Origin of the sequence: Aerococcus sp. Group 2 (assembly GCF_905125285.1) — a bacterium.
Taxonomy (GTDB): domain Bacteria; phylum Bacillota; class Bacilli; order Lactobacillales; family Aerococcaceae; genus Aerococcus; species Aerococcus urinae_E.
Window position 1 is genome coordinate 372,502 of sequence record NZ_CAJHPA010000002.1, and the last position, 26,051, is coordinate 398,552.

Annotated in this window: 27 protein-coding genes, 1 tRNA gene and 1 CRISPR repeat array; of the genes, 9 read left to right on the plus strand and 19 right to left on the minus strand. The window is 42.2% G+C overall.

The genetic code is table 11. The annotated features are described in order from the left end of the window. Window positions 1-103 precede the first annotated feature (103 nt). The 3 genes from JFU01_RS04035 to JFU01_RS04045 form a co-directional block, all read right to left on the minus strand. A complete protein-coding gene (locus JFU01_RS04035) occupies window positions 104-448 on the minus strand; it encodes a hypothetical protein (protein WP_195855813.1) in 345 nt (114 codons plus the stop codon). A gap of 141 nt (window positions 449-589) precedes the next feature. Further along, window positions 590-1,648, minus strand: coding sequence for a hypothetical protein (locus JFU01_RS04040; RefSeq protein WP_195855812.1), 1,059 nt, complete (start codon window positions 1,646-1,648; stop codon window positions 590-592). Between the two features lie 18 nt (window positions 1,649-1,666). Next, complete coding sequence (locus tag JFU01_RS04045) at window positions 1,667-2,380, minus strand: hypothetical protein (protein WP_195855811.1); 714 nt, start codon at window positions 2,378-2,380, stop codon at window positions 1,667-1,669. Between the two features lie 326 nt (window positions 2,381-2,706). Between JFU01_RS04045 and JFU01_RS04050 the strand changes: the two genes are divergently transcribed. After that, a complete protein-coding gene (locus JFU01_RS04050) occupies window positions 2,707-2,889 on the plus strand; it encodes a plasmid mobilization protein (protein ID WP_195855810.1) in 183 nt (60 codons plus the stop codon). 47 nt (window positions 2,890-2,936) lie between these two features. On the opposite strand, the gene JFU01_RS04055 is transcribed toward JFU01_RS04050, so the two are convergent. Further along, on the minus strand, window positions 2,937-3,119 hold the full coding sequence (locus tag JFU01_RS04055) for a plasmid mobilization protein (RefSeq protein ID WP_195855809.1): 183 nt from the start codon (window positions 3,117-3,119) through the stop codon (window positions 2,937-2,939). 126 nt (window positions 3,120-3,245) lie between these two features. After that, on the minus strand, window positions 3,246-3,389 hold the full coding sequence (locus JFU01_RS04060; RefSeq protein WP_195855808.1) for a type II toxin-antitoxin system HicB family antitoxin: 144 nt from the start codon (window positions 3,387-3,389) through the stop codon (window positions 3,246-3,248). A gap of 338 nt (window positions 3,390-3,727) precedes the next feature. Between JFU01_RS04060 and JFU01_RS04065 the strand changes: the two genes are divergently transcribed. Beyond that, a complete protein-coding gene (locus tag JFU01_RS04065; protein ID WP_195855807.1) occupies window positions 3,728-3,919 on the plus strand; it encodes a plasmid mobilization protein in 192 nt (63 codons plus the stop codon). 42 nt (window positions 3,920-3,961) lie between these two features. On the opposite strand, the gene JFU01_RS04070 is transcribed toward JFU01_RS04065, so the two are convergent. From JFU01_RS04070 to JFU01_RS04095, 6 genes are all read right to left on the minus strand, one after another. Beyond that, window positions 3,962-4,126, minus strand: a complete 165-nt coding sequence (locus JFU01_RS04070; RefSeq protein ID WP_195855806.1) for a type II toxin-antitoxin system RelB/DinJ family antitoxin — start codon at window positions 4,124-4,126, stop codon at window positions 3,962-3,964. 56 nt (window positions 4,127-4,182) lie between these two features. Continuing rightward, a CRISPR array of direct repeats spans window positions 4,183-4,637; the repeat unit is 28 nt; unit sequence GGATCACCCCCGCATGTGCGGGAAAAAG. 95 nt (window positions 4,638-4,732) lie between these two features. Further along, window positions 4,733-5,035, minus strand: a complete 303-nt coding sequence (locus tag JFU01_RS04075) for a hypothetical protein (RefSeq protein WP_195855805.1) — start codon at window positions 5,033-5,035, stop codon at window positions 4,733-4,735. A 41-nt stretch (window positions 5,036-5,076) separates the two neighbouring features. Next, complete coding sequence (locus tag JFU01_RS04080) at window positions 5,077-5,694, minus strand: NUDIX hydrolase N-terminal domain-containing protein (protein ID WP_195855804.1); 618 nt, start codon at window positions 5,692-5,694, stop codon at window positions 5,077-5,079. 94 nt (window positions 5,695-5,788) lie between these two features. Continuing rightward, a complete protein-coding gene (locus tag JFU01_RS04085; protein WP_195855803.1) occupies window positions 5,789-7,114 on the minus strand; it encodes an HdeD family acid-resistance protein in 1,326 nt (441 codons plus the stop codon). 54 nt (window positions 7,115-7,168) lie between these two features. Then, window positions 7,169-8,293, minus strand: coding sequence for a glycosyltransferase family 4 protein (locus JFU01_RS04090; RefSeq protein ID WP_195855802.1), 1,125 nt, complete (start codon window positions 8,291-8,293; stop codon window positions 7,169-7,171). Between the two features lie 4 nt (window positions 8,294-8,297). Further along, complete coding sequence (locus tag JFU01_RS04095; protein WP_195855801.1) at window positions 8,298-9,446, minus strand: NAD-dependent epimerase/dehydratase family protein; 1,149 nt, start codon at window positions 9,444-9,446, stop codon at window positions 8,298-8,300. A gap of 303 nt (window positions 9,447-9,749) precedes the next feature. On the opposite strand from JFU01_RS04095, the gene JFU01_RS04100 reads away from it, so the two are divergent. After that, window positions 9,750-10,052 (plus strand): rhodanese-like domain-containing protein, encoded by a 303-nt coding sequence (locus JFU01_RS04100; RefSeq protein WP_060777622.1) that lies wholly within the window; start codon window positions 9,750-9,752, stop codon window positions 10,050-10,052. A gap of 284 nt (window positions 10,053-10,336) precedes the next feature. Further along, complete coding sequence (locus JFU01_RS04105; protein ID WP_195855800.1) at window positions 10,337-11,545, plus strand: dicarboxylate/amino acid:cation symporter; 1,209 nt, start codon at window positions 10,337-10,339, stop codon at window positions 11,543-11,545. A 73-nt stretch (window positions 11,546-11,618) separates the two neighbouring features. Here JFU01_RS04105 and JFU01_RS04110 read toward each other — a convergent pair whose 3' ends face one another. After that, window positions 11,619-12,323 (minus strand): DUF554 domain-containing protein, encoded by a 705-nt coding sequence (locus tag JFU01_RS04110; protein WP_195855799.1) that lies wholly within the window; start codon window positions 12,321-12,323, stop codon window positions 11,619-11,621. 333 nt (window positions 12,324-12,656) lie between these two features. On the opposite strand from JFU01_RS04110, the gene brnQ reads away from it, so the two are divergent. Both brnQ and JFU01_RS04120 read left to right on the plus strand, forming a co-directional pair. Next, complete coding sequence (brnQ, locus tag JFU01_RS04115; RefSeq protein ID WP_195855798.1) at window positions 12,657-13,973, plus strand: branched-chain amino acid transport system II carrier protein; 1,317 nt, start codon at window positions 12,657-12,659, stop codon at window positions 13,971-13,973. Window positions 13,974-14,109: 136 nt separating this feature from the next. Next, window positions 14,110-14,550, plus strand: coding sequence for a PH domain-containing protein (locus JFU01_RS04120; RefSeq protein WP_195855797.1), 441 nt, complete (start codon window positions 14,110-14,112; stop codon window positions 14,548-14,550). A 69-nt stretch (window positions 14,551-14,619) separates the two neighbouring features. Here JFU01_RS04120 and JFU01_RS04125 read toward each other — a convergent pair whose 3' ends face one another. Both JFU01_RS04125 and JFU01_RS04130 read right to left on the minus strand, forming a co-directional pair. Further along, window positions 14,620-15,933 (minus strand): dicarboxylate/amino acid:cation symporter, encoded by a 1,314-nt coding sequence (locus JFU01_RS04125; RefSeq protein WP_195855796.1) that lies wholly within the window; start codon window positions 15,931-15,933, stop codon window positions 14,620-14,622. Between the two features lie 228 nt (window positions 15,934-16,161). Then, the gene (locus JFU01_RS04130; protein WP_195855795.1) at window positions 16,162-17,133 is read right to left on the minus strand and encodes a 2-keto-3-deoxygluconate permease; all 972 of its coding nucleotides are present in this window, start codon (window positions 17,131-17,133) and stop codon (window positions 16,162-16,164) included. 284 nt (window positions 17,134-17,417) lie between these two features. Here JFU01_RS04130 and JFU01_RS04135 point away from each other — a divergent pair, with 284 nt between their 5' ends. Both JFU01_RS04135 and trhO read left to right on the plus strand, forming a co-directional pair. Further along, window positions 17,418-20,003 (plus strand): N-acetylmuramoyl-L-alanine amidase, encoded by a 2,586-nt coding sequence (locus tag JFU01_RS04135; protein WP_195855794.1) that lies wholly within the window; start codon window positions 17,418-17,420, stop codon window positions 20,001-20,003. A 197-nt stretch (window positions 20,004-20,200) separates the two neighbouring features. Beyond that, complete coding sequence (gene trhO, locus JFU01_RS04140; RefSeq protein WP_195855793.1) at window positions 20,201-21,172, plus strand: oxygen-dependent tRNA uridine(34) hydroxylase TrhO; 972 nt, start codon at window positions 20,201-20,203, stop codon at window positions 21,170-21,172. A gap of 89 nt (window positions 21,173-21,261) precedes the next feature. Here trhO and JFU01_RS04145 read toward each other — a convergent pair whose 3' ends face one another. The 3 genes from JFU01_RS04145 to JFU01_RS04155 all read right to left on the minus strand — a co-directional run bounded on the left by JFU01_RS04145 (window position 21,262) and on the right by JFU01_RS04155 (window position 23,406). Beyond that, window positions 21,262-21,624, minus strand: coding sequence for a hypothetical protein (locus JFU01_RS04145; protein ID WP_195855792.1), 363 nt, complete (start codon window positions 21,622-21,624; stop codon window positions 21,262-21,264). Window positions 21,625-21,860: 236 nt separating this feature from the next. Beyond that, entirely contained in the window at window positions 21,861-23,069 is a 1,209-nt protein-coding gene (locus JFU01_RS04150) for a cobalamin-independent methionine synthase II family protein (protein WP_195855791.1), read from the minus strand. 263 nt (window positions 23,070-23,332) lie between these two features. After that, window positions 23,333-23,406: transfer RNA gene (locus JFU01_RS04155), tRNA-Pro, on the minus strand. 115 nt (window positions 23,407-23,521) lie between these two features. On the opposite strand from JFU01_RS04155, the gene JFU01_RS04160 reads away from it, so the two are divergent. Further along, complete coding sequence (locus JFU01_RS04160; protein WP_195855790.1) at window positions 23,522-24,250, plus strand: hypothetical protein; 729 nt, start codon at window positions 23,522-23,524, stop codon at window positions 24,248-24,250. A gap of 63 nt (window positions 24,251-24,313) precedes the next feature. Here JFU01_RS04160 and JFU01_RS04165 read toward each other — a convergent pair whose 3' ends face one another. Together JFU01_RS04165 and JFU01_RS04170 are read right to left on the minus strand one after the other, a co-directional pair. Then, window positions 24,314-24,910, minus strand: a complete 597-nt coding sequence (locus JFU01_RS04165; RefSeq protein WP_111852405.1) for a nitroreductase family protein — start codon at window positions 24,908-24,910, stop codon at window positions 24,314-24,316. A 144-nt stretch (window positions 24,911-25,054) separates the two neighbouring features. Further along, window positions 25,055-25,963, minus strand: a complete 909-nt coding sequence (locus JFU01_RS04170; protein ID WP_195855789.1) for a class II fructose-bisphosphate aldolase — start codon at window positions 25,961-25,963, stop codon at window positions 25,055-25,057. Between the last annotated feature and the right edge of the window lie 88 nt (window positions 25,964-26,051).

The window sequence follows — 26,051 nt, forward strand, 5'->3', positions numbered from 1 at the left end:
CCCTCCTCTTGGTTTAATTCTGTCTTCTTACTCTCTTATTATATAAAAGGGACTTGACTGTTGATAGTTTTCCGCTCAAGATGATATTTTTTACTAAGTTTACTTAACTAGCCATCGTTAAAATCATAATTGCTCCCGCAGCCACTAAGCCCACCAAAAGCGCCTCAATGGATTTCTCCACTAAAATGCTCCCGACTCGGTGCCAATAGGAGCTTTTAGGAAGATTTCGAACTAACAGCGACCCATTGACAAAAGCGGTTAAAAGCAGCCAAATTAAAAACAGAAATACCAGGGCAATCGACCAGGAAGGATTGACCATAAACTCTACCATAATCCCTACAAAGGCGATTTCTAAAATTATTGCGGCCAGGTAAAAATACCGGTCTTTCTGCCAAAGTGAGCGAATAAAATGCCTGCGCTTATGGTAATGATTAGAATCCTCTTTCACGACTTCCACCACCTCAGTTTACTTATTCAATGTAATTATACTAAATTCAGTGCTTTTATAGTAATAAAAGCCTAATTAATAGAAGCCTAAAGCAATGAAAAAGAGCTCGCTATCAACAAACTAGCGAACTCTTGTCCTTCACTAAAAAGGCAGGTCAAAGTCAAAGTAGGGATCAGGAATCGGAGCAGGATCAAAATTAGGGACCGGATCAAAGCCAGGGTCAAGGAGTTGATTGCTTGCTTCTTGGGGACTATCTAAGAGACCAAAAAAGTCAATATAACCATCCTTACCTTCCTTAATCTTGATATTAAAGGTCGGGTCAACTGGGAAAGAGATATTATTATGGGAATTTGTATTATGGTTTACCAGCTGTTCTTTAAAGATGTCATAACCCGCATTATCAGAAAATACATGGACTATCTTGCCCTGAAATTCGCCAGGAGAAACAACTTTTAATTTAATAAATTGACTGTCATTTTTTGCGGTAAATTCTTGGAAAGAATAGATTTTCACTTGAACCTTCTTTCCTAGGCCATGGTATTTATTCTTGGTACAGGATAAAAATTTAAATTGCATTCCCGGATTCTTCGCCTTTAACAGCCCCAGCGAAATCTTAGCCGTATCCCCTCTTTCAAAGAGATCATCAATCACTAAGCCAATCGGTTGCGCTGAGCCAGTTCTTGAATAGCTGGAAAAATCTTGGGGGAGTCGAATACTGCTTGCTGCGAAGTTTTCACTGCTGACGATGCTATCTTTTGCTGTTACATTATCCTTTTTAAAGAGACAGCGTTTGTGATAGGGAAGTCCTAATTGAGCAGAGAGAACATTGACTAAATCATAGATAAATTTGACTTGCCCATGAGGATTAAATTCTGTCCGTGGATTAAAAGAAGGAGCCGGAATAATGAAATCAAAAGCGAGGTCAATTTCTTTAACTCCTTGGACGACAAAACTCGCTAATTTAATTAACTCTTCCATATAAGCTTTCTCCAGCCATTCGGGTAAATCACTATAGGGCTGGCGCATTTGGGGCGTATATACATATTTTAATTGATAAACGCACTTGCCAATGTCGGTATGCTCTGGACCTCTATCCTCAATGATTTTGTCCTTATACCAATCCAGATAATAAGCCTCAAAATCGGTGATTTCTTTAATAGGATGAATATGTTTTAGTTTTTCTGCTTGATTCACTGTCATAATGGTAGCCTTTCTAGACTAAAAAAGCGTCGTTTGTTGAAAATCAGAATCTTCACTATCCGTCAATTGAAGTTCGCTTTGTAATAAATCAGTAAATTTGCTAAAAATTTTATCGCGCTTGATTGTAGCGGGATGGTCGTTTGTATTTACGCCACGAGAGGAAAGAATTAAGTCTGTTTCTTCTCCAGTCAATTTCTCCTCTTGATAGCTATTAATCAATGTTTCTAATTGCTTGAGCCCGTCCTGGCCCTTTAAATTGTGATAGCGCATAGCATTCTCAAAGACATAAAAAAACTTCACTGATTTGCCTTGCAAGAGCATCTGGATCGTGTTTCTTAGGGTGCCGGAAGAAACCTGCAGGGCGCCAAAACGGTTCTTCTTGATAGGGTCAAAAATCGCTAAGCCCCAATGGGAGTCATTGGCCATTTGCCGGTCTTTCATCATTTGTTGCGCTTGACCATTAAGATTGTCATCAGGATGAACATAGCGGACCTTCCAGTCCTTTTCAAGGGCAATCCGTGGCTTTTGATTAATGGTGAAGATTTCAACCGCCTGATAATTTTCGAGTCGAAGCAGGTCAGCCACTTCCTTATCGACTCCCTTGTTGGAATCCCCTAGGTTAATCTTTATGCCTTGGTCAATAATTGCGTCAATGGAATCTAGTACTTCTTGGGATAATTGGTTTTGCGTTCTCGACCCAGATATGAAAACACTCCGAGTAGATTCAGCCATAAGCTACTACCTCCTAAAGTTTACAATGATGCCTATTTGCTTTAAATCCCTCTAACACAGGAAAGGATGAAAAATTTATTTTACTTTTATATTATAGCATGTTCATTACTAAGCTTGGATAATTGGAGCTGAAGATTTCAAAAGAAAAAAAGCGGCCACTAGACCGCTCAAAAAGTTGGATTAGAAATATATATCAAGTTTGACAATTATCTGCTTAACAATTGTGCTCCCATTCAACCAGCAACAATGCTACAATATTTTATTAAAATCGGTCAGTACATCTAAACTTAATTTAATTACATAATGTATAGAAAGAAAGTAATCACATGACAGAACATAAAAGAAAACCAGGTCGACCCGCCACAGGAAGGAAACGTAATGCACAATTGAAAATAAACCTATCATCAGAAGAAAAAGAGCTTATAAAAACTCAAGCCGAAAAACATGGCATTAGCATGACCGATTATATTATGAACTTAGTGCGTAAAGACAAAGACATTTCATCTTAATTAATTTTATTCTAAGAGTCTTTCTATAGGTACAATCAATCTAATAACTAATGCTTCTTTTCATATTCCTTGGCTACTGTTAAAAAATAGTCAGCTAGGGTAAGACCATATTTCTTTGCTTGATTTTTTAGATAATCTCTTTCTTCTCTAGTGACTTTCATCCCGATATCTATATTGCGCTTCCGTCCTGTTGCTGGGCGGCCACGAGGACGTTTCTTTTCTTGTATCACAGTACATTTCCTACTTTCTATTATCAATATCGTAAGTCAACAATAAAGCTCCTACCTTTAAACCAAAATTCTCTCATTATCACAGAGTGCTTAAAGTTTTTTCGACTAATTGTTGAGTATATTTAATTAGACAAGTTCAAGATCCACTTTAATAGGAATCAATAATGCATCTTTAGAAACTGTCAAGTCATCAGGAGATGATGCTTCAGGAATTGGATCCCCTTCTTTTTTGGCAACAATTAGCCATCCTTCAAGAAGATCCCTAGCCATATAGAGGGCATCGTGCATATCTACACTATATCATAAATATTTTTTATTTTTAAAAACACTTTACTGATTAAATGTGATTTCATATAATAATACCGTAAGTTGATTTATTTAGCTTACAAATAAATAACCGCCTCCTAGACGAAAGGAGGTGAAAGCTAAGAATGAGCAAAAGAAAAAGCCTACTAACTATAAAGAATTAATAGACTTGATAACGGCCATTATCAAACTATTAAAAGAGTTAGTAAGCCTTATCCCATAATGTAGTTTTCTTTGGCGGCAGCATTGCTGACGCCTTTGGTTATTTATATTACATCATTAAAAGAAAAGAGTGACAACCAATGAACGAACAACCTACTAAGAAGAAGCGCGGACGTGGTCGCCCTGCTACTGGTCGCAAGCGTAGTAAAAAGGTAAATGCCTATGTGACAGAAGAAGAACACGCATATTTAAAAGACCAAGCAAAAAAGCTTGATCTTACCATGGCTGACTATATAATGTTGGTAGCTAAAGCATATGAAGATAATCACTAGTCTACTATATAATATAGTAGGCTATTTTTATATCCCTATCAATTAATTTAACGTCAAGTCAAAAGGAATACCTTGATAAGCATTAACCTTTTTTAGATACATGATAATCGCCGTATTTATATCAAGTCCCAAGTCATCTAAAATTGTCTCAACACTTTCTAGCAGCTCATCGTCAACCTTTACGCTAATAACAGATTCTTTAGACATATAAATCACCCCATCTTTTGTATTGGTTTGTCCTAATGAGTAATCAACGCTTATAGGGGGCACTCCCGCGCGTGCGGGAAAAAGTAATAGTTCCCTGTGCCATCGTCTTCATAAGTGGGATCACCCCCGCATGTGCAGGAAAAAGGTTAAGGTGATAATAGAGATCATCTTTTTCTCGGGATCACCCCCGCATGTGCGGGAAAAAGTTTCAAAATCTTCTTTTTGTTGTTCAGCCTTGGGGATCACCCCCGCATGTGCGGGAAAAAGTCTTCAGCTTGTTGGTTGCCTTCGACATTACCGGGATCACCCCCGCATGTGCGGGAAAAAGTATGTTTTAGCACAACGTGGCTTACGTAAACCAGGATCACCCCCGCATGTGCGGGAAAAAGTGTATAACCATAGGCGATTGGATAACCTAGTGGGGATCACCCCCGCATGTGCGGGAAAAAGAAAAATGCAGATTCAACTAATATTTCCTCACCGGGATCACCCCCGCATGTGCGGGAAAAAGACTAAAGGATCCCTATCAAATCAAGCTTTGTAATTCCTAACCTACCCAATTTCATTTACTTTTATTTTATCATAACAAAAAAACGAGAGCCCTAGCTAGCATTTATAATGCTGCAAGCGTTTGGTCTGTACTCGGCCCCGATGCAAGAAATAACACGGCCGGCCCTTATGTTCACTCAAGGAGCCCAGCTGTTCCTGACAGTGCGGACATAATAAGGCATTGTCACGCCGGCCAAAGTCATACGCTGACTCAATAATTCGGTGAATTTGTAATTTGATCAGATTTCCGCGGCCAACCTTCCAGTAAACACAGAGATCGTGTTTACACTGCATACAAGTCACTAAGAGTGGGTGGGCGTTTTTAATCTTACCTGGGCTAGGATTTTTATAAGGCATCATTCCCCTCACTCCTTTCTTACTTCAACTATATTCTCTCTGAATTAATCAAACTGGGTCTGCCAGTTCTCACTTTGGTAAGCTTGAAAGCACATAGCAATTTGCTCTTGGGTGGTTCGTTCTGGGTCCAGGTCGGGTAATTGGTCGGCTTTAAAATACTGACTGGCACTGGTTTCAATATTCTCTTGGTAATGACCGCCCAAGTCTTCACACAGGTAAAATATTTTTACAATGCTATAAGCATAAGGCGGTTGGTTATGTTTATCACGATCTTGGACAGCGATGACCGACTTCACCCTCACCTTACGCCCAGCTTCTTCCTGGGCCTCCTTGATGGTATTTTCCATCGGCGACATATTCATCTCACACCAGCCGCCAGGTAAGGACCATAGACCATTGCGTTCCTTCACTAATAAAATCTCATCATCTTGGATAATCGCTGCCCGGGTATCCACTTTCGGGGTTTGGTAACCCTCATCCCCACAAAAAAGGTCTTGGACTTCTTGCCAATTGAGCTGAGCTTTCTCAGCCATAATCTCGGCCGCAATATCGCGAATCCTTTGGTAACGTTCCCGGTCGAAATCATCACGCCCGTAATGCAAGCCGGCCTGGGCAATACTTTGTAATTCAATAGCAATCTCAACTAATTTATCTTCTTCCATACATGCCACCCTTTCTCTACTCCCTTAAGCTTAGCGATTCAAGCATAAAAAAACAAGCCGGGCCCTAAGGCTTAGCTTGTTTCTTTAGACTGATTTATCGATCTTTCAATTTATCTAGCTGGGTAAATTGCAATAAGTCAGTGGAATAAATTCTCCGATTAATGACCGGTGTGGAGCCTTTCTCATATTGCTTATTAAAATAGTCAAAATAGGTCCCCGGAGTCATCACTCCCACCATCAAAAATTGGTCTAAGCCAATAGAACCAATAATTTCATCACAGAAGAGCACACAATTACTCCCAAAGACAAAATAAGTCTTATACTGGCCGGCTTTAAACTTAAACATGTCGCAATCGGTGGCGCGTTTTAAGCGTCCGCCAAAGGAATCCCACTGACTCTCAGTTTTCGGTGACCAGGGAATGAGTAAGTCATCGATTTGAGCTAATTTGGCTTCCAAGGCTTCCTTTTGACGCTGGTTTAATTGAATATCATATTCAAAAATGGTAATCCCATTGGCCAATTCAAATTCAATGCTTTTTTGGTGGTCGATCTTACATAAGACGCCGTCCCCAATTGAACGAAACAAGTGCCCCGAATCGACGTCGTGATTGCCGTAAGAATAAACCGTTCCATGGTAGGCAATATTTAAATGGCCGATCAAGTCTAGATGGGCATTGGAGGTTTGGACCAAGACTTGCAGGCTATCAACCGCACCGGTCTCATTTTCTTCCATATAATCCTGATAAGCCGTACTAAAGGCCAGCTCATCTTCTACCTCTTGACGGATAAAATGATTTAACTTATTGGCCAAACGATTTGGCTCTAATAGGTTAAACACAATAGGCACTGGAAAACGAAAGCGCCGCTTAATCTTCTGATCTTGACTTCGACTCGGCAAGCTGGTCCTAGCATCAGAGATATAAGTCAGTCCAATAAAGACCAGATAAAGGCCTAACCAGAAGAGGACATTATGGTCTTGGATAGGCAAAAACAAACTCGCCAAAGCAAAAATCAAATGGATCAAGGCAAATAAAAGCCGCTTAAGTCGGCCAGGCACATGGTCGATCCGCATTAAGCAATAACTTACAAAGGACACCAAGCCCATTAATAGTTGGTAAATCCCAATCACCCGCATCAAAAAGTAGGTCGATGAAATAGGGAAAGACAGCATAATAAAAGCAACGACAACCTGTCCTAAAGCGACAAAGAGCTGAAAAATACGGTTCTTAGCCCCACCAGCATTTTTATCAAAAATCACTTGGGCTAATATACGAAAAATCCCTTGCAGGCCAATAACCCAAGCCACCAAACTATTCAAGCCTAATAAAGCCTGTCCCTGCCATAAGATAAAGGCTAGTCCGGCTAATATCCAGAGAATTCCCGAGATCAGCTGAGAGAACTCCCATTTATTTTCTTTCACGCAGCCACCGCCTTCTCCTTACAATTATTCGACCTCAATTAGAGTGTCCTTACTCTACTTTTTCTGTTTTTCTAAGACAGACTCATACACGTCCACCATGGCCCGGGAAGCATTTTCCCAGGAAAACTGTTGGGCGTAGTCTTGCCCCTTAGCCACAATATTCTCTACGACCTCTTCTTGGTCTAGGAGTGCCAAGCATTGGTCTAAGGAATCCGTATCCCCTTGTTGATAAATGAGCCCATTTTCTAAGTGCTTAATCTGTTCCTTAGTTGGAGCTGATTCAGCAGCAATCACTGGCAGTCCCGAAGCCATGGCTTCAGTAATCACTAGACCCAAGGTTTCACTAACCGAGGGAAAAATAAAGGCATCCGCACTGGCATAGGCTGCTGACAGTTCTTCCCCATGCAAGAAACCGGTAAATGTCACCGGTAGCTGGGCAAATTTTTCCTCCAAGGCTTCTTTTTCCGGGCCATCACCTACAATAGCTAAGTTGACATCATCACGTTGCTCTAGCCAAGGGAGTAAGCTATCGATCTCCTTTTCCGCAGCAACCCGGCCCACAAAGAGCAATAATTTGTCCCGCTTGGGGTCAGCCGTCAAACGCTCCCGCATGTTATCTGAATAAAATTTAGGATCACGTTGGTCAAGGTCCACTCCCTTAGGCAAAATGACCAAGTTCTCAATAGCATTATCAGCCAATAAGTCATACATGGCCTGACTGGTCACCATATTCGCCGCGACTAAATTATGCCAGTGGCGCAAATAGGACCAGATGACTGGAGACAACACATCTAAATGATAATAAGAGAGATATTTGGGAACGTTGGTATGGAAACTCGCCACCAAAGGGATGTCCATCTTGACCGCGTAGTGGATTCCGGCAGCAGCGAAGCCTACGGGATTAACCGAATGCACAATATCCGGCTCATCAATAGCTAACTGCTTTTGAATATCAGTAGTTGGAATGGCCCAGGGCCGGTAACGATAGAAGGGAAACCAGACCGCTTTAAAAGGAATAATCAAAGCCTCCTTATATTGTATGGGCATATCCTCCATCTCAGGAGCATAAATAACCACCTCATGACCACGGTCCAACATATAGTCAATGGCATGGGTTAAACGGGTTACTACCCCATCCGTTGCCGGCAAAAAAGTTTCCGTGATTATAACAATCTTCATGGCATTACTTCCAGGAAGGTGAATTCATGATCACTTCTTGGTGAGCACGGTCCTTGTTCTCCATGGCCAGTTCCAGCAGGTTCTTAGTCACTTCATCGGTTAGGTAGTGTGGATCCAAGCCTAAGTCTTTCAACTCAGTCATTACCGCATTGAAATAATGTTCTTCTTCTTCCACCCGTGGGTTATCGACATGGTTAATGACAGGATTTAAGCCCATTTCTTGGGCCACTTTTTCTACCTTGTGAGCCATATCCATGACTGAGAATTGTTCAGTCATTTGGTTAAAGACGCGGAACTCTCCCCGTTCAGCTGGATTAAGAGCGGCAATTTCAATACAGCGGACGGTATCTTCAATATTGATGAAGCCCCGGGTTTGACCACCCTTACCATAAACCGACATAGGGAGATCATTGGCGGTTTGAACAATAAAGCGGTTAAAGACCGTCCCAAAAATACCATCGTAGTCAAAACGGTTATATAGAACGGGATCCATAGCGGTTTCTTGGGTGTTGACCCCATAAACGACCCCTTGGTTTAAGTCAGTTGCCCGAATCCCCCAGGACCGGCAAGCAAATTCAATATTATGAGAATCATGCACCTTGGTTAAATGGTAGAAAGAGCCCGGTTTCTTAGGATAAAGCATGCGGTCACGGCGGCCCTTATGTTCAACTTCTAACCAGCCTTCTTCGATGTCGATATTTGGCGTCCCATACTCTCCCATGGTGCCTAATTTAATCAGGTGGCAATCTGGGGCATAGTCATGGATAGCAAAGAGGACATTGAGGTTTCCTAAGACATTATTAGCTTGGGTATAGCGGGCGTGGTCTCGGTCAATCATGGAATAAGGCGCAGAGCGTTGTTCTGCATAGTGAACAAAAGCTTCTGGTTGAAATTCTTTAAAGACAATGGAAAGAAAGTCATAGTGGTTTAAGTCGCCTTGGTAAACAGTAATAGCTTTACCGGTTAATTCTTTCCATTTATCAACACGTTCGTTGAGGGAGGCAATGGGCGTGATGGAATTAGAGTTGAGCTCCTTATCGTATTGCCGACGCACCAAATTATCGACAATTGCCACATCATGACCCTGTTTGGATAGATATAAGGCGGTAGGCCAACCACAAAATCCGTCTCCGCCTGCTACGATGATTCTCATAAAAACATTCCTCCATCATGAATAATTTTTTTAAATAATATAAATCCTTTACGCTAAATATAACATGACGATTTTACTTTTCAAAAAAATATGATAAGGGTTTTTATGGACTATACAGCTAACTCTTAGAAATTCCTCTTAACACAGGCAAAATGCTGCCCTTTTCTTTCAATTTAAGTCACCAAATTTTTATGAAGACTTAGGGAAAGACAGCTGACAGAGGCTAAATAGTTTATATGTATAGGTAAGTTTGTTATTCTATACTTAGTTAGTGTGTTATATAGTTAAGAGGAGGTACAGAATATGAAAGAAGTTACTATTGAAGAATTTCATAAAATTGTCGAGAATGAAGATGATCTTAACATTTTAGACGTTCGTCCACGCGAACTCTATGAAGAAGGTCACGTGCCTGGAGCCAAACATTTTCCTCTTTCACAAATTGAAGACCATCTTGATGAATTAGATAAAGACAAGCATTACTATGCGATTTGCCATGATGGTAAAGGCTCCAAAAAAGCCAGCGAAATTTTAGATGAAAACGGTTTTGACGTCACCAACGTTGAAAAAGGCGTTCCAGACTATCCAGGAGAGCTGGAAAAAGCTTAAATCGATAAAGACCTAATATAAGCGAAAAAAGCCATGTTAGCCTTCCAGCTGTCATGGCTTTTTTCTATGGGAAATTGAGGAAACAGGGACTCATCAGGCGACGATTTTTTTACGATACTTTAAGAAAAGCAGATCGCTTTATTTTAAACTAAAAAGTATTTATAAAAATTTAACTTTTCCTATTAAATCACAAAAAAGCCTATACCAAATTTGAATGAAGTTTGGTAGGATAGTTATTATATCAAGCGATCAAGCTTAATATTTTTTTAGAATGGAGCATGATTATGACCAAGCGTCTTGAAAAACGGAAAATTGGTTTGGTTCCTCGTATTATTTTAGCGATTATTTTAGGAATTATTGTGGGCCGCCTACCAATTGTTCCCGAATTTGTACTACAAATTTTTGCAACTTTCACTACGATTTTTTCTGACTTCCTCAGCTTTGTGATTCCTTTTATGATCATTGGTTTTGTGGTCCAAGGAATTGCTGACTTGAGCCACGGGGCAGGAAAATTATTAGGAATCACAGTCTTAACCTCTTATATTTCGACCGTCATTGGTGGTTTACTGGCCTATTTGGTTGCCAGAAACCTCTTCCCCCTCTTCATCACTACTGACCTAGTCGACCAACTCAGCCAAGCGGGTGAAGGGATCAAGCCCTTATTTACTATTCCCTTAGAACCTTTCTTTGATGTGACGGGAGCGATTATTTTTGCCTTTATGATGGGATTGGGAATTTCCTGGCTACGCCAACGTGGCCGCGGAAAGGTCCTCTATGAAGCCTTTAGTGACTTTGGTGGAATTATTAGCCAAGTACTGGCCACCATCATTGTGCCGCTCTTACCGGTCTACATTTTTGGTAATATTGCTAACCTGGCATACACAGGGACAGTTTTTGCCATTTTAAATGTCTTTTGGAAGGTCTTTATCTGCGTGTTGATTATGCATTTACTTTACATTACTTTCCTCTTCTTTGTCTTTGGGACCTATGCCGGCAAGAATCCGATCGAACTCATCAAAAATCAAATCCCTGGCTACATGACTGCCCTAGGAACTCAATCCTCAGCTGCCACCATTCCAGTCAATGTTAAATGTGCTTTAAAGAATGGCGTTTCTGAAGGGATCGCTAACTTTGTGGTACCGCTCTGTGCGACTATTCATTTAGCAGGATCGATTATCACCATCACTTCCTGCGCAACGACCCTGTTATTGATTTATGATATGCCTCATGGTTTCTTGATGATGCTCGGTTTTATCTTAATGTTAGGGGTTGCTATGGTAGCTGCTCCAGGAACTCCTGGGGGTGCGATTATGTCTGCTCTACCTTTCCTACCTATGATTGGGATCGCTAGTCAGGCCATGCAACAAATTATGATCTCCCTATATATCACCCAAGATAGCTTTGGAACTGCTGCTAATGTATCTGGAGACAATGCCATCGCTGTCTTTATCGATAAAATCTACCAGGAAAAAATTAAGTCCAGTGACCAATAATTTGTCATAAAACATTTGAAATATATTAAAAAATGCTTCCGCTTAGCACTCCAGCTGCGGAAGCATTTTTTATTTAATATAAGCCCAAATATTGAAAGAGCGGAACCAGGATCAGGGGGATGAAGGTAGCTGGCAACATGTTCGAGACTTTGAAATCTTTGACCTCAAAAAGACTAAGGCCAATCACCCCGATCAGAAGTGACCCAACTGCTGATAACTCATTGAGAGAAGCTTCCGGCAAGTAAGGAGCTAGCCACTGAGCTAGGAGAGCAATGCCCCCTTCATAACAGAGAACCGGTAAACTGGCAAAAGCTGGACTCATCCCATAGGTTGCCCCAAGAATAAGCACAATAATAAAGTCCAAAATCGATTTAGCAAATAAGGTGGCATGGTCATGATATAGGCCAGATTGGATGGCTCCTACAATACCCATGGCACCGACACAAGTAATCAAAACCGCTGTAACTAAGCCTTCCGCAAATTGCGACTCAGGGTCTGGACCTGCAAGTCGACTTTGAATCCGATTGCCCCAGCGGTTAAGCCGGCCATCAATATCCATCAGCTGGCCTATAATGACCCCCACCACCATGGATAAAATAACGACGATAATACTCTTTGTGGTCAAGGCGCCTTGAATAGCAATCAAAACCACCGACAGACCCAAGACCTGATTAATGGCCTTAGCCAAATCATCCTGGATAAAATGCCCAAAGAACCTCCCCAAGACGCCAGCTAGTAAAATTAAGCCAGCATTCACCAATGCGCCCGTTATTGCCATAAACTTTCTTCCTTTCTCCCTATCATTGTCCCAACAATCTGCCTGGACTAAAAACCCCTTTCTGTTCAGACACGATTAATCATTACTAGCCAATATAAACAAATCGCCCCCAGTTGACAAGTCCTTTAGGCAAATATTTGATCCACTTTTTTGCTTGACTTTAATAAAAACAAAGCCCGACTAAGTAAACTTTTAAATCTGCTGTTTTCCTATAAAAACTTGCCCAGCTTACTGATTCCTTTGTCGCAAGGGAACAATTTTATGCTATGATATGTCCTATTGATTTGATTATAGAGAAAAATAAGCACGAAATAGACAGAAAGAGTATTGATCATGACAATAAAAACCAAAGACATTTTAATTATCGGCTTTGCCCTCTTTGCGATCTTTTTTGGCGCTGGGAATTTAATCTTTCCTCCTTACCTAGGGATCGTCAGTGGGGAAAGTTGGCTGAGTGCTGCCCTAGGCTTTCTCACCTCAGACCCCTTCTTTCCGATTTTAGGGGTCTTAGTGACCATCTACCTGGGCGGTCGGGCCAACGACCTGGGTAAGCGGATCCACCCTCAATTCGGGACTGTCCTAGCCGGAATCGCTATTATCTTAATCGGACCGCTCTTTTCAGTACCGCGGACTGGAGCAACCACCCATGAGGTCTTTATCCAATCCCTATGGCCCAATATTCCGATTTGGCTAAGCAGTCTGGTTTTCTTTGCTTTGACCGCTTATCTGGCCTTAAATCCAAGTAAAGTGATTAATAATATCGGTAAATATCTTACCCCCGGGATTCTAATTATTCTCTTTTTCTTAGTTTTGGTTACCCTATTCAATCCGCCAGCTCCTGCAGCTCCCAGTCAAATTAGCCAACCCTTCGCCTATGGCTTTAAAGAAGGCTATCAAACCATGGATGCTCTAGGAGCCTCTTTAATGGCAAGCATCGTCATGTCAGAATTAAGGGCACGTGGCTACAGCGACAAGAATACCCAGATCAAGGCCGGCGCCTTAGTCGGTCTGGTTGCCTTTGTTCTCTTAGCTGTGGTTTACCTCTCCCTGACTTACGCGGGTTCAACGGTTTCCAGCTTGATGGGCGCGGATATTGACCGCACGGCCAGTTTCAACGGCACGGTGACCGCGATCCTAGGGCAATGGGGGCACTTAATTATGGGAATTTGTGTAGCCCTCGCTTGTTTAACCACCGCTATTGGGCTCACCTCTGCCTTTAGTAACTTCTTTGTGGAAGTCTCCAAGGGACGTTGGTCCTACCAAGCCATCACCCTGGTAGCTGTCGCCATTGAATTTTTGATTTCTCTCTTAGGGACTAACCAGATCATTTACCTGGCTTCCTTTGTCTTAACCACCATCTATCCTATTTTCATGGTGCTGATTCTCTTCTCCGTCTTTGACCGAAAAATTAGCTATGACTTAACCTATACGGGAGCCGTTATTGGCGCTGGAGCCGTGGGTCTGATTCAAGCCTTGGCTGGCACTGGGTTAGGCGTGCTCGAAAGCCTCTTTGGCCCACTCGCCCAATTCACTTACCAGCTTCCTCTTAGTCAACTAGGTTTAGAATGGCTTCTGCCAGCATTATTAGTCGCTGGCGCCTTCAGTCTCTACGCTGCCATGAAAAATAAACAACAGTCAGTCAATCCTTAAATCATAAAGACCGCTAAAGTCTAGCATCAATCGGCTAAGCCTTAGCGGTCTTTTTATCCAACAAAGGGCAATTTCTTTCTCTCTCGAACGGACTGTGTTAGGATGGGATAAATAGTATGAGAAGGAGTATGTTTGGATGGCTTTTAATTTGAATAGCTTAATGCAAGGAGCCCTGGGAAACTTTTCCCAAAAAGATCAAGACGAACTCAATGAGGAATACGGCGATTTTCTCTTTAAGGATGAAGAAATTTATTCCGGCTACCAATTGGTCCGGGACGCTATCATTTTTACTAATATTCGGATCATCTTAGTCGATAAACAAGGCGCTAGCGGGAAGAAAACTGCCTTCCGTTCCCTTTACCTCAGCCATATCGTTGATGTAGAAATGGAGAGTGCCGGCTTGGCCTTTGATGATAGTGAAATCACCATCACTTATCTCAATAACATTTACCGTCGTCCCCGTGAGGAAGATACCCAAAGCTTGACCTTTGAATTTCCTAAGCAAACTCACATCTTGCCGCTCTACCGCTTCTTAGGTAACCTAGTTGTAGAAAATCGACGCGAGATTAACCAATAATCAAAGAAAAGAGTGTGGCTAGTCCATTCCAAGTGGACTAATCACACTCTTTTTCTTTCGAGTTATTCCTTATGAATTGGCGTAAGCCTTACCTTCTTGTCCATCATTGTCATAGTATTGGTCAAGGTTTAAGACCTTTTCAAAGCGAGCAACCAAAAGTCCCGTCGACCCCGAAGCAGTGACGTTGGTTGCGGTTCTAGCCATATCGGCAATGGCTGAAATTGGAGTTAATACAATAATCATTTCTACCGGTAGGCCAATAGCGGTAAACATAGCCGTTGCGGTAATGGTCGCCGTGCCGGGAACACCGACTGTCCCCGCTGATACTAAGAGGGCAACAACCACCATATAAAGATAATCAAGTAGACCAAAATCCAACCCCAAAGCATTAATGGTAAAGATAGCTAAGAGGACCGGCCAAGCCGCAGCACAACCTGGCATCCCAAAAGTCGTTCCAATGGAAGAAGTAAAGGAAGCGATGTGTTCGGGAACCCCCATCTCCTTTTGGGCACTAACATTAGCAGGAACCGAGCCTACTGAACTTTGGGTTGAAAAAGCAATCATCCACACTGAGAAGAAACGTTTTAAATAGATCCAGGGATTCAGCCGACCTAAGAGGCCAATAATTGCCCCAGTGGTCACTGATGAATGGAAGAGAGTGACTAGATATAAAGTCGCTAAAGCTAATAATAGAGACCCTAAGGAGGCTAAGTTCAAGCCGCCCAGCTTATCAGTTAAGAGCGCTAAAACGGCATAGGGGGTAAAGCGGGTAATCAAAGCAGCTACCTTGAAGATCACTTGGTGGCCAGCATCGATAAAATCAGTGAAAGCCTTAATTTCTGCCTTATTTTGATAAGTCAGAATAGCAATCCCAACAAATAAAGAAAAGACAATAATAGGAATCACCCGGTTATTGGCTGCATCCTCAATAATATTTTGCGGGAAGAAATTAATCACCGCTTGGGTGAGAGTCGGAACTTCCTTGACTTCCACATTGCTGGGGAGATCAATGTGCGCGTTACGCCCTACCCCTAAGGTCAAAGCCGCAACAATGGTGGTCACTGAGGCTAAAACATTGTGCAAGGAAAGCACGCCAATAGTCTTAGCCCCAATTGTGGTTAAAGTTTTTAGGTTTCCTAATGAAGAAACCGTTGAGATAATAGAGAAAAAGAGGACCGGTACCACAATCGCCTTCAATAAATGAGCGTATATGGTACCAATCGCCCCCACATAGGCCGTATGACCAGCAAAGACCAAGCCAGCGCCGATTCCTAAAAAGGTCGCGGTCAAAACCCGCACCGTAAAGGATTTGCCCTGACTCGCCTGCCAGCGTAAAACTAAAAATAATAATAGAATCGTAATTAATGCCAATAAATCAAACATCAATGTCACCCTTTCACTTACTTTAAATAAGTAATTTTTCAATAGGTCTATTATATATTTTTTTATGTCAGATACAAGCCCTTAATTTTTATGGTCTATGATCATAAAATGCGATCATAAAGCTCCAATCCTTTAGAAGTTAGCTTTTAAAAACACAAAAAGCACTTAAACAGCCACTCCTAAGCAGCGTGATTTAAGTGCTTTTTCTATTTTCTTTCCTAATATTTTTTAAGAAAGTTCCCTCTCTAAGCGTTCGTCTTCGCTTTCCTTGGATAGCTTTTGAGCCAAGGCTGGTGAAACAAGAGAGGTAATAATACATACCATCATCACGATAGCGGTCGCCGAGGTCACTTGATTGGCAAAAGCAGCAGGTAAGGCGGCTCCAATAATGGCCGGGTTAGCTACCGACACGCCCCCTACATTCATGATAGCCACACCATCTACCCCATCATTAACCTTGGCCACATACTTATCAAATAAGATTAAAGGTAGCATCAAGACCATGAAAAGCACTGCCATCAATACACCGGATAGGCCAGAAGAAATCGCATCCATCAAGTTCATCCCTACCCCTAAATTCCAACCTAAAAAGGGAAGCAGTTTACCGATCAGAGGCGAGAAGAAATCCGCAAAATCAGGATCAAGATTCCCCAGTACAGCCCCTACAATAAGGGGGATAAAAATCGAGATAATCGGATTCCAGTCCATTCCAGCACTACCGCTCCCACTCGCAGTAAGGACACTGAGTAGGATTAAAGGGGTAAAAGACATACCAAGAATACCGTAGATCCCATAAACAGCACCAAATTGCTGATCACCATACTCACTATGGATGGCTAAAGCCACAGCTGGATTTAAAGAATAGATGACACAGGCAAAGGTTAAGAGATTAATCCCCCAAATCCCTTCCAGACCAAAGAGCCAGTAGAAAGCCAAAATATACAAGGTGGATAAAATCAACTTGAAGACAACCATAGGCAAGTGCCGCTTTAGTAAAGGACCAATTTTTTCAAAATCTAAGGTCGTTCCCGCTGCAAAAACCAGGAAGCCAATCACCACACTAGTTCCATTCTGGAAAGCCGCCTGGGTGGTTCCACCAAAAACATCGTACATTCCGGGGAAGAAAGAGATCAATAACATAGAAATAATCATTGGCACTAAGAAAGTCCCCGCTGGAATTTTCGCAATTCGTTTTAACATAAATACCTCTTTTCTTTTTCACTAATACAATCATGGTTATCATAGCATATTTCCCCATAATCACGCGAAATAAACCCCTGGCAGATACTCCTTCATTCAAGCAGTTCTTGTTATAAAAGCCAAGCGATTTTATTAGGTGATAAAAAAACAAAATCAGTGAATTTCTTCGTATTTTAATGAACATTTTTAAAATTCCTGTTACAATATTATTTGTCTAACCAATTTTAAAAAGATTTAAACTTTAAAAAACAAGATAATAAACAATTCATAAAAGGAGTATCAGCATGAAAGGCAATTTTTTCCAAGAGAAAAAATCTAAAAAAACAATGCACAAATCAAAAGGTAAATGGGTGGTCGCTAGTTTACTCCTAGCCGGCTCACTAGGTGCGGTTTCATTAGGTAATGAAGAAGTAAGAGCCAATGTCAACACCCTGGCCAGTCAAGGAATTAAAAATTTCTCCAGTTCTGACTTTGCGGGTAAAGACCAACTGAGCGAAAATGGACAAATCAAACAAGCCAGTCAGGATGCGCTCAAACGCATTAAAGGAACTTGGACCAAGAACAGTGTCGACCAAGTCAAGGCTGAGATCGCCCGCCAACAAGCAGCCGGCTACCAAGCTTACGTTGTTCAATGGGGAGATACTCTCAGCGTACTCGCTGAAGCGACTGGCCAAGACCTCAACAGCTTGGCTCAAGCTAACCATTTAGGCAATATCCACCTAATCTTTACTGGTGACTTATTAACTGGGGTCCTCTCCCCACTTAGCCAAAATAATGGTGGGACTCAATCAACTAAAACAGTTAGCCCAGCGACAACCACCAGTGAAACTAGCGCACCAAAGGCGCCAGCCAACGGTCAAGGTCAAGACCAAGCCAGTGCTGATTTAAGCCCAGCAGCAACTGAGGCAGCTATTGAAAAAGACTTAGCTGAAAATGTGAAGATTACGGTCTTAACCCCTCAAAGCCAAGCACCAGCAGGTGATGTAAACAGCGCACCAGGCAATTCTCAACCGGTAAACCCAGAAAGCGGTCTTAGCGGGCACATCGTAGAAAATCCTGCATCCGTTGACACTGCCCTGCCAGAAGAAAACGCTGGTAAGGAAAATCAACAGGCTACTGAAGCAAAGGCTGAACCAGAACAAAACAAGGCAGAAAGTGAAGAAAAACCAACTGTTATTGATGAAAAATTAGAAGACGCCAATACAAACAAAGATTCAGAGGCTCAGGAAACTAAGAACAAAGACCAAGCGCCAACTGAAAAGTTAGTGAAGGAAAAAGAAGTTCAAGCAGAGTCCAACCCCAAAGCCGACAATAAGGAAAAGGACAAAGCTGAAAGCAGTCAACCGGCTCCTGAAAAAACAACTAAGGACAAGTCCGAAACTAGTCAACCCGCTCCAGAAAAGACAGCAGAAGACAAGACCAATAAGGATCAAGAAAAGCCAGCTGACGAAATCACTTCAGTAAGCCTTCAAAAGACCTTCATTATCCACCCGGGCGTGAGATATGTTGCTGATGACCAATTAGCTCTAGGACAAGAAAAAACTGTCCAAGAAGGCAAGGAAGGCAAACGCGTAGTTGAAACCACCATCCAAAGCCAAGCAGGTAAAGAAATTAACCGTTCTGAAAAGACGATTGAATATGTTCCGGCTGAAGATAAAGTTGTCCATGTGGGGACTAAGGCATTAAGCACGAAAAAAATCCTTACCCAAAAAGTAAGCATTCCTTTCCAAACCAAGTATACCGACAATAATGACTACAAGGCTGGCAGCCAAAAAGTCTTACAAAAAGGTGAAAATGGTGAAAAGACCGTCACTTATGAAGTCACTTACCAAGACGGTAAGGAAGTCAGCCGTCAACAAATTGATGAAAAAGTAACTAAACAACCCGTCGACCAAATCGTCCAACGCGGCACCAAGACACCTGGCCCTAACCAACACGTGGTTAGCCACGGCGAGTCACTCTGGTCCATCGCCCAAAGATACGGCGTAACCGTTGAGGGTATCCGTCAAGCCAGTGGTTTAAGCAGTAATGTGCTCTACACTAACCAAGTTCTAACCATTCCTAAAGACCAAGTAAGCACTGTAACCACCAGTTTAGTTTACACAGTTGGCCCTAACGAAACCGTCAACAGTATTGCTAACGCCTTTGGTATCAGTCCTCAATCCCTCCGGAATGCGAACGGCATCAGCGGTAACTATCTGGCTCATGGTCAAGTCTTACAAATTCCGAACGCACCGGTCAAACCGATGAACATCACTCAAACCTATGATGGGGTGCGGACAGTCATGTTAGACCCAGGCCATGGTAATTGGTCAGGTGCCGCATACGCCGGCGTCAACGAAGGAACGCTAAATAAGAACTTAGCCGATAAATTAACCCGAGTCCTACAAAACCGCGGCTACCGCGTCCTCACTGACCGTCCTGGAACTAGCGATACTGACCTAACCCAACGGAGTCGAATCGCTAACGGATCCAATGCCGATATCTTTGTTTCCATGCACCATAACTCCATGGGAGCAGCTAACCGCGGCACCGCCCAAGGGATTGAAACTTACTATTATCAATACTTTACCAATTATCCATCTCAAATTAACCCTTACCACAATAATGCCCAACGGCTGACCAATAGTGCCTACTTAGCTAAACAAATTCAAAATCAATTGATTGGCTCTACCGGCGCTGTAAACCGTGGTGTTCAATCCAATACCTTTGCAGTCCTACGTGAAACCGATATTCCTGCCGTATTGATTGAATATGGTTTTGGTGACAACTCCCAAGAATTAAGTCGTTTGAGAAATACTAATTACCAAGACAAATTAGTTCAAGCAACCGCTAATGCCATCGATGCTTACTTTAATAACGTTTATTAATTAAAATATTAATTAGTTAAACAGAAAACCAGGCTGTGACAAATGTCGCAGCCTTTTTTGAATTCGTTCTTCAAACGATGCCCTGACTCTATCCAAAGTAGCCAACTAAGCCAGCAAATTGGTAATTCCCGCTCCTGGGTAGTATAGTGAATATAAGAGTGATTTGTAGCCTGCAACTACAAAGGAGGAGATTTTACGTGAGTAAAGACTATCGCGTATTACTATATTACAAGTACCAAGACATTGACGATCCCGACCAATTTGCCAAGAAACACCTGGTCTTCTGTAAACGGATTGGCTTAAGAGGCCGCATTCTGGTCAGTGAAGAAGGCATCAACGGGACGGTGTCAGGAACAGTAGAACAAACTGACCAATATATGGACCACCTACACTCTCTTCCCGGTTTTGAAGATGTTTGGTTCAAGATTGATGAAGCCGATGACTACGCCCACAAGAAAATGTTTGTGCGGTCTCGTAACGAAATCGTGTCTTTGAGTTTGGATGACGACTTGAGTCCACTGGATATCACCGGTGACTATTTGAAACCTGAAGAATTCCACCAAGCCCTCTTAGATGAGGATACCGTGGTCTTAGATACCCGAAACGATTACGAATATGACCTTGGCCACTTCAAAGGTGCCATCCGCCCTGATATCCGTAGTTTCCGTGAACTCCCCCAATGGGTTAGAGACAACAAGGAAAAATTTATGGATAAAAAAGTCGCCGTCTACTGTACCGGGGGTGTCCGTTGCGAAAAATTCTCCGGTTGGATGCTACGAGAAGGTATCGGCGACAAGGTCGGCCAACTCGAAGGTGGTATCGATACCTATGGCAAAGACCCTAAAGTACAAGGCGACTTGTGGGAAGGCAAGATGTATGTCTTTGACGAACGGATCTCAGTTCCGATCAACCACGTCAACCCAACCATCATCTCCAAAGACCACTACGACGGCCAAGCTTGTGCCCGCTACGTTAACTGTGCTAACCCTGAATGCAATAAGCAGTTCTTCTCTTCTAAGGAAAACGAAGATAAATACTTACGGGGCTGTTCCGCAGAATGTCGCCGCCACCCACGTAATCTCTACGTCAAAGAACACGAACTCAGTGATGAAGAATGGGAAGACCGGCTCAATGCCATCGGCGAATCCCTCTACGCCAAACAAAATTAAGCCCTTTACACACAAGGAAAACAATAAAAGCCATGTTGAAAAAAACAACATGGCTTTTTTACTTCGCTTAATCATGTCATTCGACAAAGCTAGGAGGCGTCTTGGTAGGATAAGTCGTTAAGGACTTGAGTAATTAAATCCACCATTTCAAATAAACTATCTACAGTGGATTGGACTAAAAAAGCTGTTCGCGCCTTATAGGTAACCTTATTGCCTTCAACCTGCACATTTTTCAAATTTTTATGCTTAGGCATATTGGAGAGAAGTTCTTGCCGGTCAGGCAGCTGGCCCTCTTTGCTTAGATGAAAAACGATATCGTATTCTTGACCTAAATGCATCATATCAACTAATAAAGTATAACCATTGACCTGGCCGTGAACTAAACCGGTATCTTTCTCCACCACGTAGCGTTCATCACGGTCAATTCGCTTTAAGACCTTGCCTATCCGCATGGTTAACCATCCTTTCAATGCTTCAAGAGCACACAAACGACCAGAGACTAGCCTGATCCCAAAAACACTTTCCTCACTCTTTACGCTTATTTTATCATTAAAAAATTGCTTACCATAATTTTATCTATCCATAAAAACAATTTAAAAGGCTGTCACTGAAAAAATTGGCAATCAAAAAAGCTGGGAACAAAGTCACAGCTTTTGGAAAAGTCTTATTTCTAATTGAAGCTCTTTGATTAGCCAAAGAGACGCTTAGAAGCAATGGCTGCCCCTTCAACTAAGGATTCCAGTTTCGCCCAGGCAATTTGCTCATGCAAACGACCACCCAGACCACAGTCAGTTGAGGCAATGACATTTTCTGGCCCCACTAATTGAGCAAAACGTTCAATCCGGTCTGCGATTAATTGTGGGTGTTCAACTGCATTGGTGGAATGAGAAACAAAGCCTGGGACAATCTTTTGCCCGGCTTTCAAGCGCCCTGCTTTTTCCCAGACGCGCCATTCATGACCATGACGAGGGCTTGAAGCTTCAAAGGAGAAAGAGCCCGCCTTGATTTGTAAGCATTGGTCCACGATATCTTCAAACGGAATATCGGTGGTATGCGGTCCATGCCAAGACCCCCAGCAGATATGTAAGCGGACCAAGCTAGGGTCAATACCTTCCAAGGCCCGGTTAGCTGCATCGACACGTTTTTGCAGCCAAGCTTGGAAGTCCTTCAGACTTGGTTCCGGGTTAATTTGGTCCCAAGCTTCGGCTAGGTCTGGAGCATCTAATTGGACAATTAAGCCCGCATCCGTAATGGCCTTGTATTCTTCATGTAAGGCATCGGCAACATCATTTAAGAGCGCTTCTTCGTCGTGGTAATAACGGTCTTCCAAACGCGCCGCTGCTCCTGGAGAAATGGCCGCCATAAAGCCTTGTTTAATATCATATTTTTCTAAGGCTTCGGTCAAGAGTTTGACGTCACGGTTGACTTGGTCTTGGCCGATATAGGTCACCTTATCGGCAAAAACTGGGTTAGCCACCTTGTTACGTCTGCCTAAAACCCCTGAATCAGGGTCTTCATAGGCTGCTCTAAATTTTTGCCGGTCACGACGGTCAGGAAAGTTGGTCAATTTAATATTCCCTGGAGTGGAACGAATGGCTTCACTCTTGGCCCAACGGTCTTCATCCGTCATCTCTAGTCCACGTAAGCGGTAGAAGGAATAGTTCCACCAGGCACCATAGTCGACCGCACCTGAAGTCACGTGACCGTATTCCCCATCATTCACTTGGTCAATCCCAATTTCTTTTTGCTTTTTCACAACTTGGTCAACCGACTCAGCAATAATTTGGTTAAATTCGTCTTCAGCAATCGTACCCGCAGTACGGCGTTTATTAGCCTCCAACAAGGCCTCTGTCCGTGGTAAGGAACCTACATGTGTGGTCAAAATTTTATTAGTCATAGTCATTCTCCCCCTCTATCAAACTCAATCTATTCTAGCATGACTTCTTTTTGAAAACCATCTTGTTTTGCTTATCCTATCAGCAAAAAGCTTGATATGATAGGATTTCTCCATATAACTATATTTATTCTATTAGCTGTGATCGCTAAAAATGATCATGAAATTAACCACATCAATGAAAAAATCGCCTAAGCAGACATCTGTGGTCTCCTCAAGCGATTTTATGCGTTAACTTTCCTTCCATTTAGAAAGAAAATATACAATCGGGATGACAGGATTTGAACCTGCGACCCCTAGCACCCCATGCTAGTGCGCTACCGAGCTGTGCTACATCCCGAGATCAAATTGGATCAATACGATTAGTATAGCATACTTTGACAATAAATTGTAGACTTAAAGGCAAAAATAAGCCATAATTCATTACTACTAAGAATCAACTAGAGGTAAACATCATGAAAATAACCATAGCCGGCCAAGTGGTCTGTCAGGAAAAACTAGATAACTGGGAATATCGGCACACCCGCCAGGCGCTTAAAAATCTGGGAAATCCGCCTAAGCCTGCAGACAATTTAACAACACTGAGAAATAAGCTCAATCAATTGAAGCAATCACTAAGCTATGAAGAAATCGTCCACCGCTTGGGATGGAAGTTAAAGCTTATGGCTCTTGTTATGCGTTATATTAGTCGGCTTTCATTTGGCCGGGTAAAATATGCCGCTTGTACTCTTGAAGTGGATGAACTAACTATCGAAGAATTTGCTCCCCTGGCCAAAGATTTCGTCAGCAAGGATAGTACTGAAATTCGCCAAATTAACCTGGAAGCTAATCCTGAGCACTATGTCCTAGAGCCAAGGGGACAACTATTTGAGGTAATAGAGACCGCCGGGGCCAGTCCCCTGCCCATACAATTTTTTATTGATTTTTCAAGCGACCAGGGACTGGTCAGTCAAGCTGATCCTGCTTATCCCTTACAAATGGTGGGACTGGCTTACTTGGCCAATGGCATCCCAGTAGGGGGGATACGTCACCAATTTAGGAATACCGAGACCGGCATGGAAGCCAAGACCCTAGTCGAATTTCCTGCTGCTTGTCCCAGCTATATTGTTAAAGACCACTGCCTCCACCTGGCCCTAGAGTGGAAAAATTGGATCAGCGCAGCCCAAGAATTAAGCAATAGCTAATAAAAACAACCGGTAGGATTTTCTCCCTACCGGTTGTTTTAACTTTTATTGAACTACAATTTTTTATTCGTAAACACGTACTTTTTCATCTTGGTCGATATAGTCTTTGTCGCCAGCAGGGGTTTCAATAGAACCAAAAGGCATTTGCGCTAACATGGCGTATGAATCTGGTAAGTCAAACATTTGACGGATAGACTTATCGAAGCCTTGTTCATAACCAATATTAAAGTGTTGCAAAGTTGCTCCTAAGTCTAATTCAGCTAAGGTTAACCAAGCAGCGTATTGGTGGTTGGCACTGTTATTTTCCTTGTAAGCAGTTGAACGTTCTGGGTTAGCTGGCATATTTTCAACTTCATTTAAATCTTCAAAGAAAAGAATGGTTCCTAAACCTTCTTTAGCACCTTGAATCACGCCAGACATTTGTTCCCACATGTCACCTTCTAAAACACCTTCTTGGACTTGGTAAATTTCATCCCATAAGGCTTGGTGCTTGTCACCAAAAGCAATCACAATGCGTGAAGTTTGGCTGTTAAAGGCCGTTGGCACATCTTTTAAGACTGCTTTTAAAGCGTCAACGATTTCTTTAGAACTGTGGTCAGTATTCTTTCCAATATGGTAAATCGAACGACGCTTAGCAGCAAGATCTTTAAATTGTGTCATAAATTAAATCCTCCATTTTTTGGCTTTTTACATTAACGATATACAGAGTATAGCAAGCCAGTAGACCAATTAAAAATATTTTGCTTATAGAAAAAAGGACTGCGACTAAGTCACAATCCTTTCTTTTTATGTATATAAACTTGATTATTCTTCGTTTAAGGAAGCTTCATCGAAGACAAATTTAGAGTCTCTGTCGTCAATTGGACGAGTACCCATCCAAGAAATCATTTCTTTCATGGATTCAGTAATTGCGTCAGTACCAGGTCTTAACAATTTACGTGGGTCGAAACCTTTGTTTGAACGGTCTTGGTCATGACCAGCTTCGATGTATTCACGAGTAGCTTTTTGGAAGGCTAATTGGAATTCAGTATTGATGTTGATCTTAGCAATACCTAAAGAAATAGCTTTCTTCACTTGGTCTTGAGGAATACCAGAACCACCGTGTAAAACAAGCGGAACATCAACAGCGTCAGAAATTTCTTTCAAGCGGTCGAAGTTTAAGCCTTCCCAACCTTCTGGGTAAACACCGTGGATGTTACCAATCCCACAAGCAAGACGGTCTACGCCCGCTTCAGCAAAACGAATCGCATCTTCAACAGAAGCTAATTCACCGACACCTTGGTTTTCACCAATTTTACCGATTTCAGCTTCAACAGCAATACCACGTTCATGAGCTAAACGAACGATTTCTTTAGTTTTAGCAAGGTTTTCTTCAACTGGTAATTTATGACCATCGAACATAACAGAAGAATAACCTAACTCGATACATTCTTTGGCTGATTCGAAATCACCATGGTCTAAGTTCAAGATAACTGGAACATCAATATCCATGCTATCCATCACGTTAAGCACTAAGTCACGAACTAATTTGTAACCACCCATATATTTAGCAGCACCAGTAGATACTTGAATCAATAATGGGGTTCTGGTTTCTTTAGCGCCGCTCACTAAGGCACGGGTCCATTCGAGATTGTTTGTATTGTAGGCTCCCACCGCATATTGGTTGCGACGTGCGTCCTTCAAAATTTCATTACCATTTACTAAAAAAGCCATTAAATATACCTCCTAAAATCTATAACGACTTGTACGAACCCCATTATACCTTACTAAACTAAAGATTGGTAATTAAAATGACAAATAA

Excerpts from the sequence above, each read along its gene's own strand:
- JFU01_RS04095 (WP_195855801.1), bottom strand. The coding sequence starts at position 9,446 with ATGAGAATCATCGTAGCAGGCGGAGACGGATTTTGTGGTTGGCCTACC.
- JFU01_RS04060 (WP_195855808.1), bottom strand. The coding sequence starts at position 3,389 with ATGGCTAGGGATCTTCTTGAAGGATGGCTAATTGTTGCCAAAAAAGAA.
- JFU01_RS04040 (WP_195855812.1), bottom strand. The coding sequence starts at position 1,648 with ATGACAGTGAATCAAGCAGAAAAACTAAAACATATTCATCCTATTAAA.
- JFU01_RS04120 (WP_195855797.1), top strand. The coding sequence starts at position 14,110 with ATGGCTTTTAATTTGAATAGCTTAATGCAAGGAGCCCTGGGAAACTTT.
- JFU01_RS04130 (WP_195855795.1), bottom strand. The coding sequence starts at position 17,133 with ATGTTAAAACGAATTGCGAAAATTCCAGCGGGGACTTTCTTAGTGCCA.
- JFU01_RS04160 (WP_195855790.1), top strand. The coding sequence starts at position 23,522 with ATGAAAATAACCATAGCCGGCCAAGTGGTCTGTCAGGAAAAACTAGAT.
- JFU01_RS04080 (WP_195855804.1), bottom strand. The coding sequence starts at position 5,694 with ATGGAAGAAGATAAATTAGTTGAGATTGCTATTGAATTACAAAGTATT.
- JFU01_RS04065 (WP_195855807.1), top strand. The coding sequence starts at position 3,728 with ATGAACGAACAACCTACTAAGAAGAAGCGCGGACGTGGTCGCCCTGCT.
- JFU01_RS04110 (WP_195855799.1), bottom strand. The coding sequence starts at position 12,323 with ATGGCAATAACGGGCGCATTGGTGAATGCTGGCTTAATTTTACTAGCT.
- JFU01_RS04075 (WP_195855805.1), bottom strand. The coding sequence starts at position 5,035 with ATGATGCCTTATAAAAATCCTAGCCCAGGTAAGATTAAAAACGCCCAC.
- JFU01_RS04145 (WP_195855792.1), bottom strand. The coding sequence starts at position 21,624 with ATGCGGATAGGCAAGGTCTTAAAGCGAATTGACCGTGATGAACGCTAC.
- JFU01_RS04070 (WP_195855806.1), bottom strand. The coding sequence starts at position 4,126 with ATGTCTAAAGAATCTGTTATTAGCGTAAAGGTTGACGATGAGCTGCTA.
- JFU01_RS04045 (WP_195855811.1), bottom strand. The coding sequence starts at position 2,380 with ATGGCTGAATCTACTCGGAGTGTTTTCATATCTGGGTCGAGAACGCAA.
- brnQ (WP_195855798.1), top strand. The coding sequence starts at position 12,657 with ATGACAATAAAAACCAAAGACATTTTAATTATCGGCTTTGCCCTCTTT.
- JFU01_RS04170 (WP_195855789.1), bottom strand. The coding sequence starts at position 25,963 with ATGGCTTTTTTAGTAAATGGTAATGAAATTTTGAAGGACGCACGTCGC.
- JFU01_RS04165 (WP_111852405.1), bottom strand. The coding sequence starts at position 24,910 with ATGACACAATTTAAAGATCTTGCTGCTAAGCGTCGTTCGATTTACCAT.
- JFU01_RS04125 (WP_195855796.1), bottom strand. The coding sequence starts at position 15,933 with ATGTTTGATTTATTGGCATTAATTACGATTCTATTATTATTTTTAGTT.
- JFU01_RS04135 (WP_195855794.1), top strand. The coding sequence starts at position 17,418 with ATGAAAGGCAATTTTTTCCAAGAGAAAAAATCTAAAAAAACAATGCAC.
- JFU01_RS04150 (WP_195855791.1), bottom strand. The coding sequence starts at position 23,069 with ATGACTAATAAAATTTTGACCACACATGTAGGTTCCTTACCACGGACA.
- JFU01_RS04105 (WP_195855800.1), top strand. The coding sequence starts at position 10,337 with ATGACCAAGCGTCTTGAAAAACGGAAAATTGGTTTGGTTCCTCGTATT.
- JFU01_RS04100 (WP_060777622.1), top strand. The coding sequence starts at position 9,750 with ATGAAAGAAGTTACTATTGAAGAATTTCATAAAATTGTCGAGAATGAA.
- JFU01_RS04090 (WP_195855802.1), bottom strand. The coding sequence starts at position 8,293 with ATGAAGATTGTTATAATCACGGAAACTTTTTTGCCGGCAACGGATGGG.
- JFU01_RS04050 (WP_195855810.1), top strand. The coding sequence starts at position 2,707 with ATGACAGAACATAAAAGAAAACCAGGTCGACCCGCCACAGGAAGGAAA.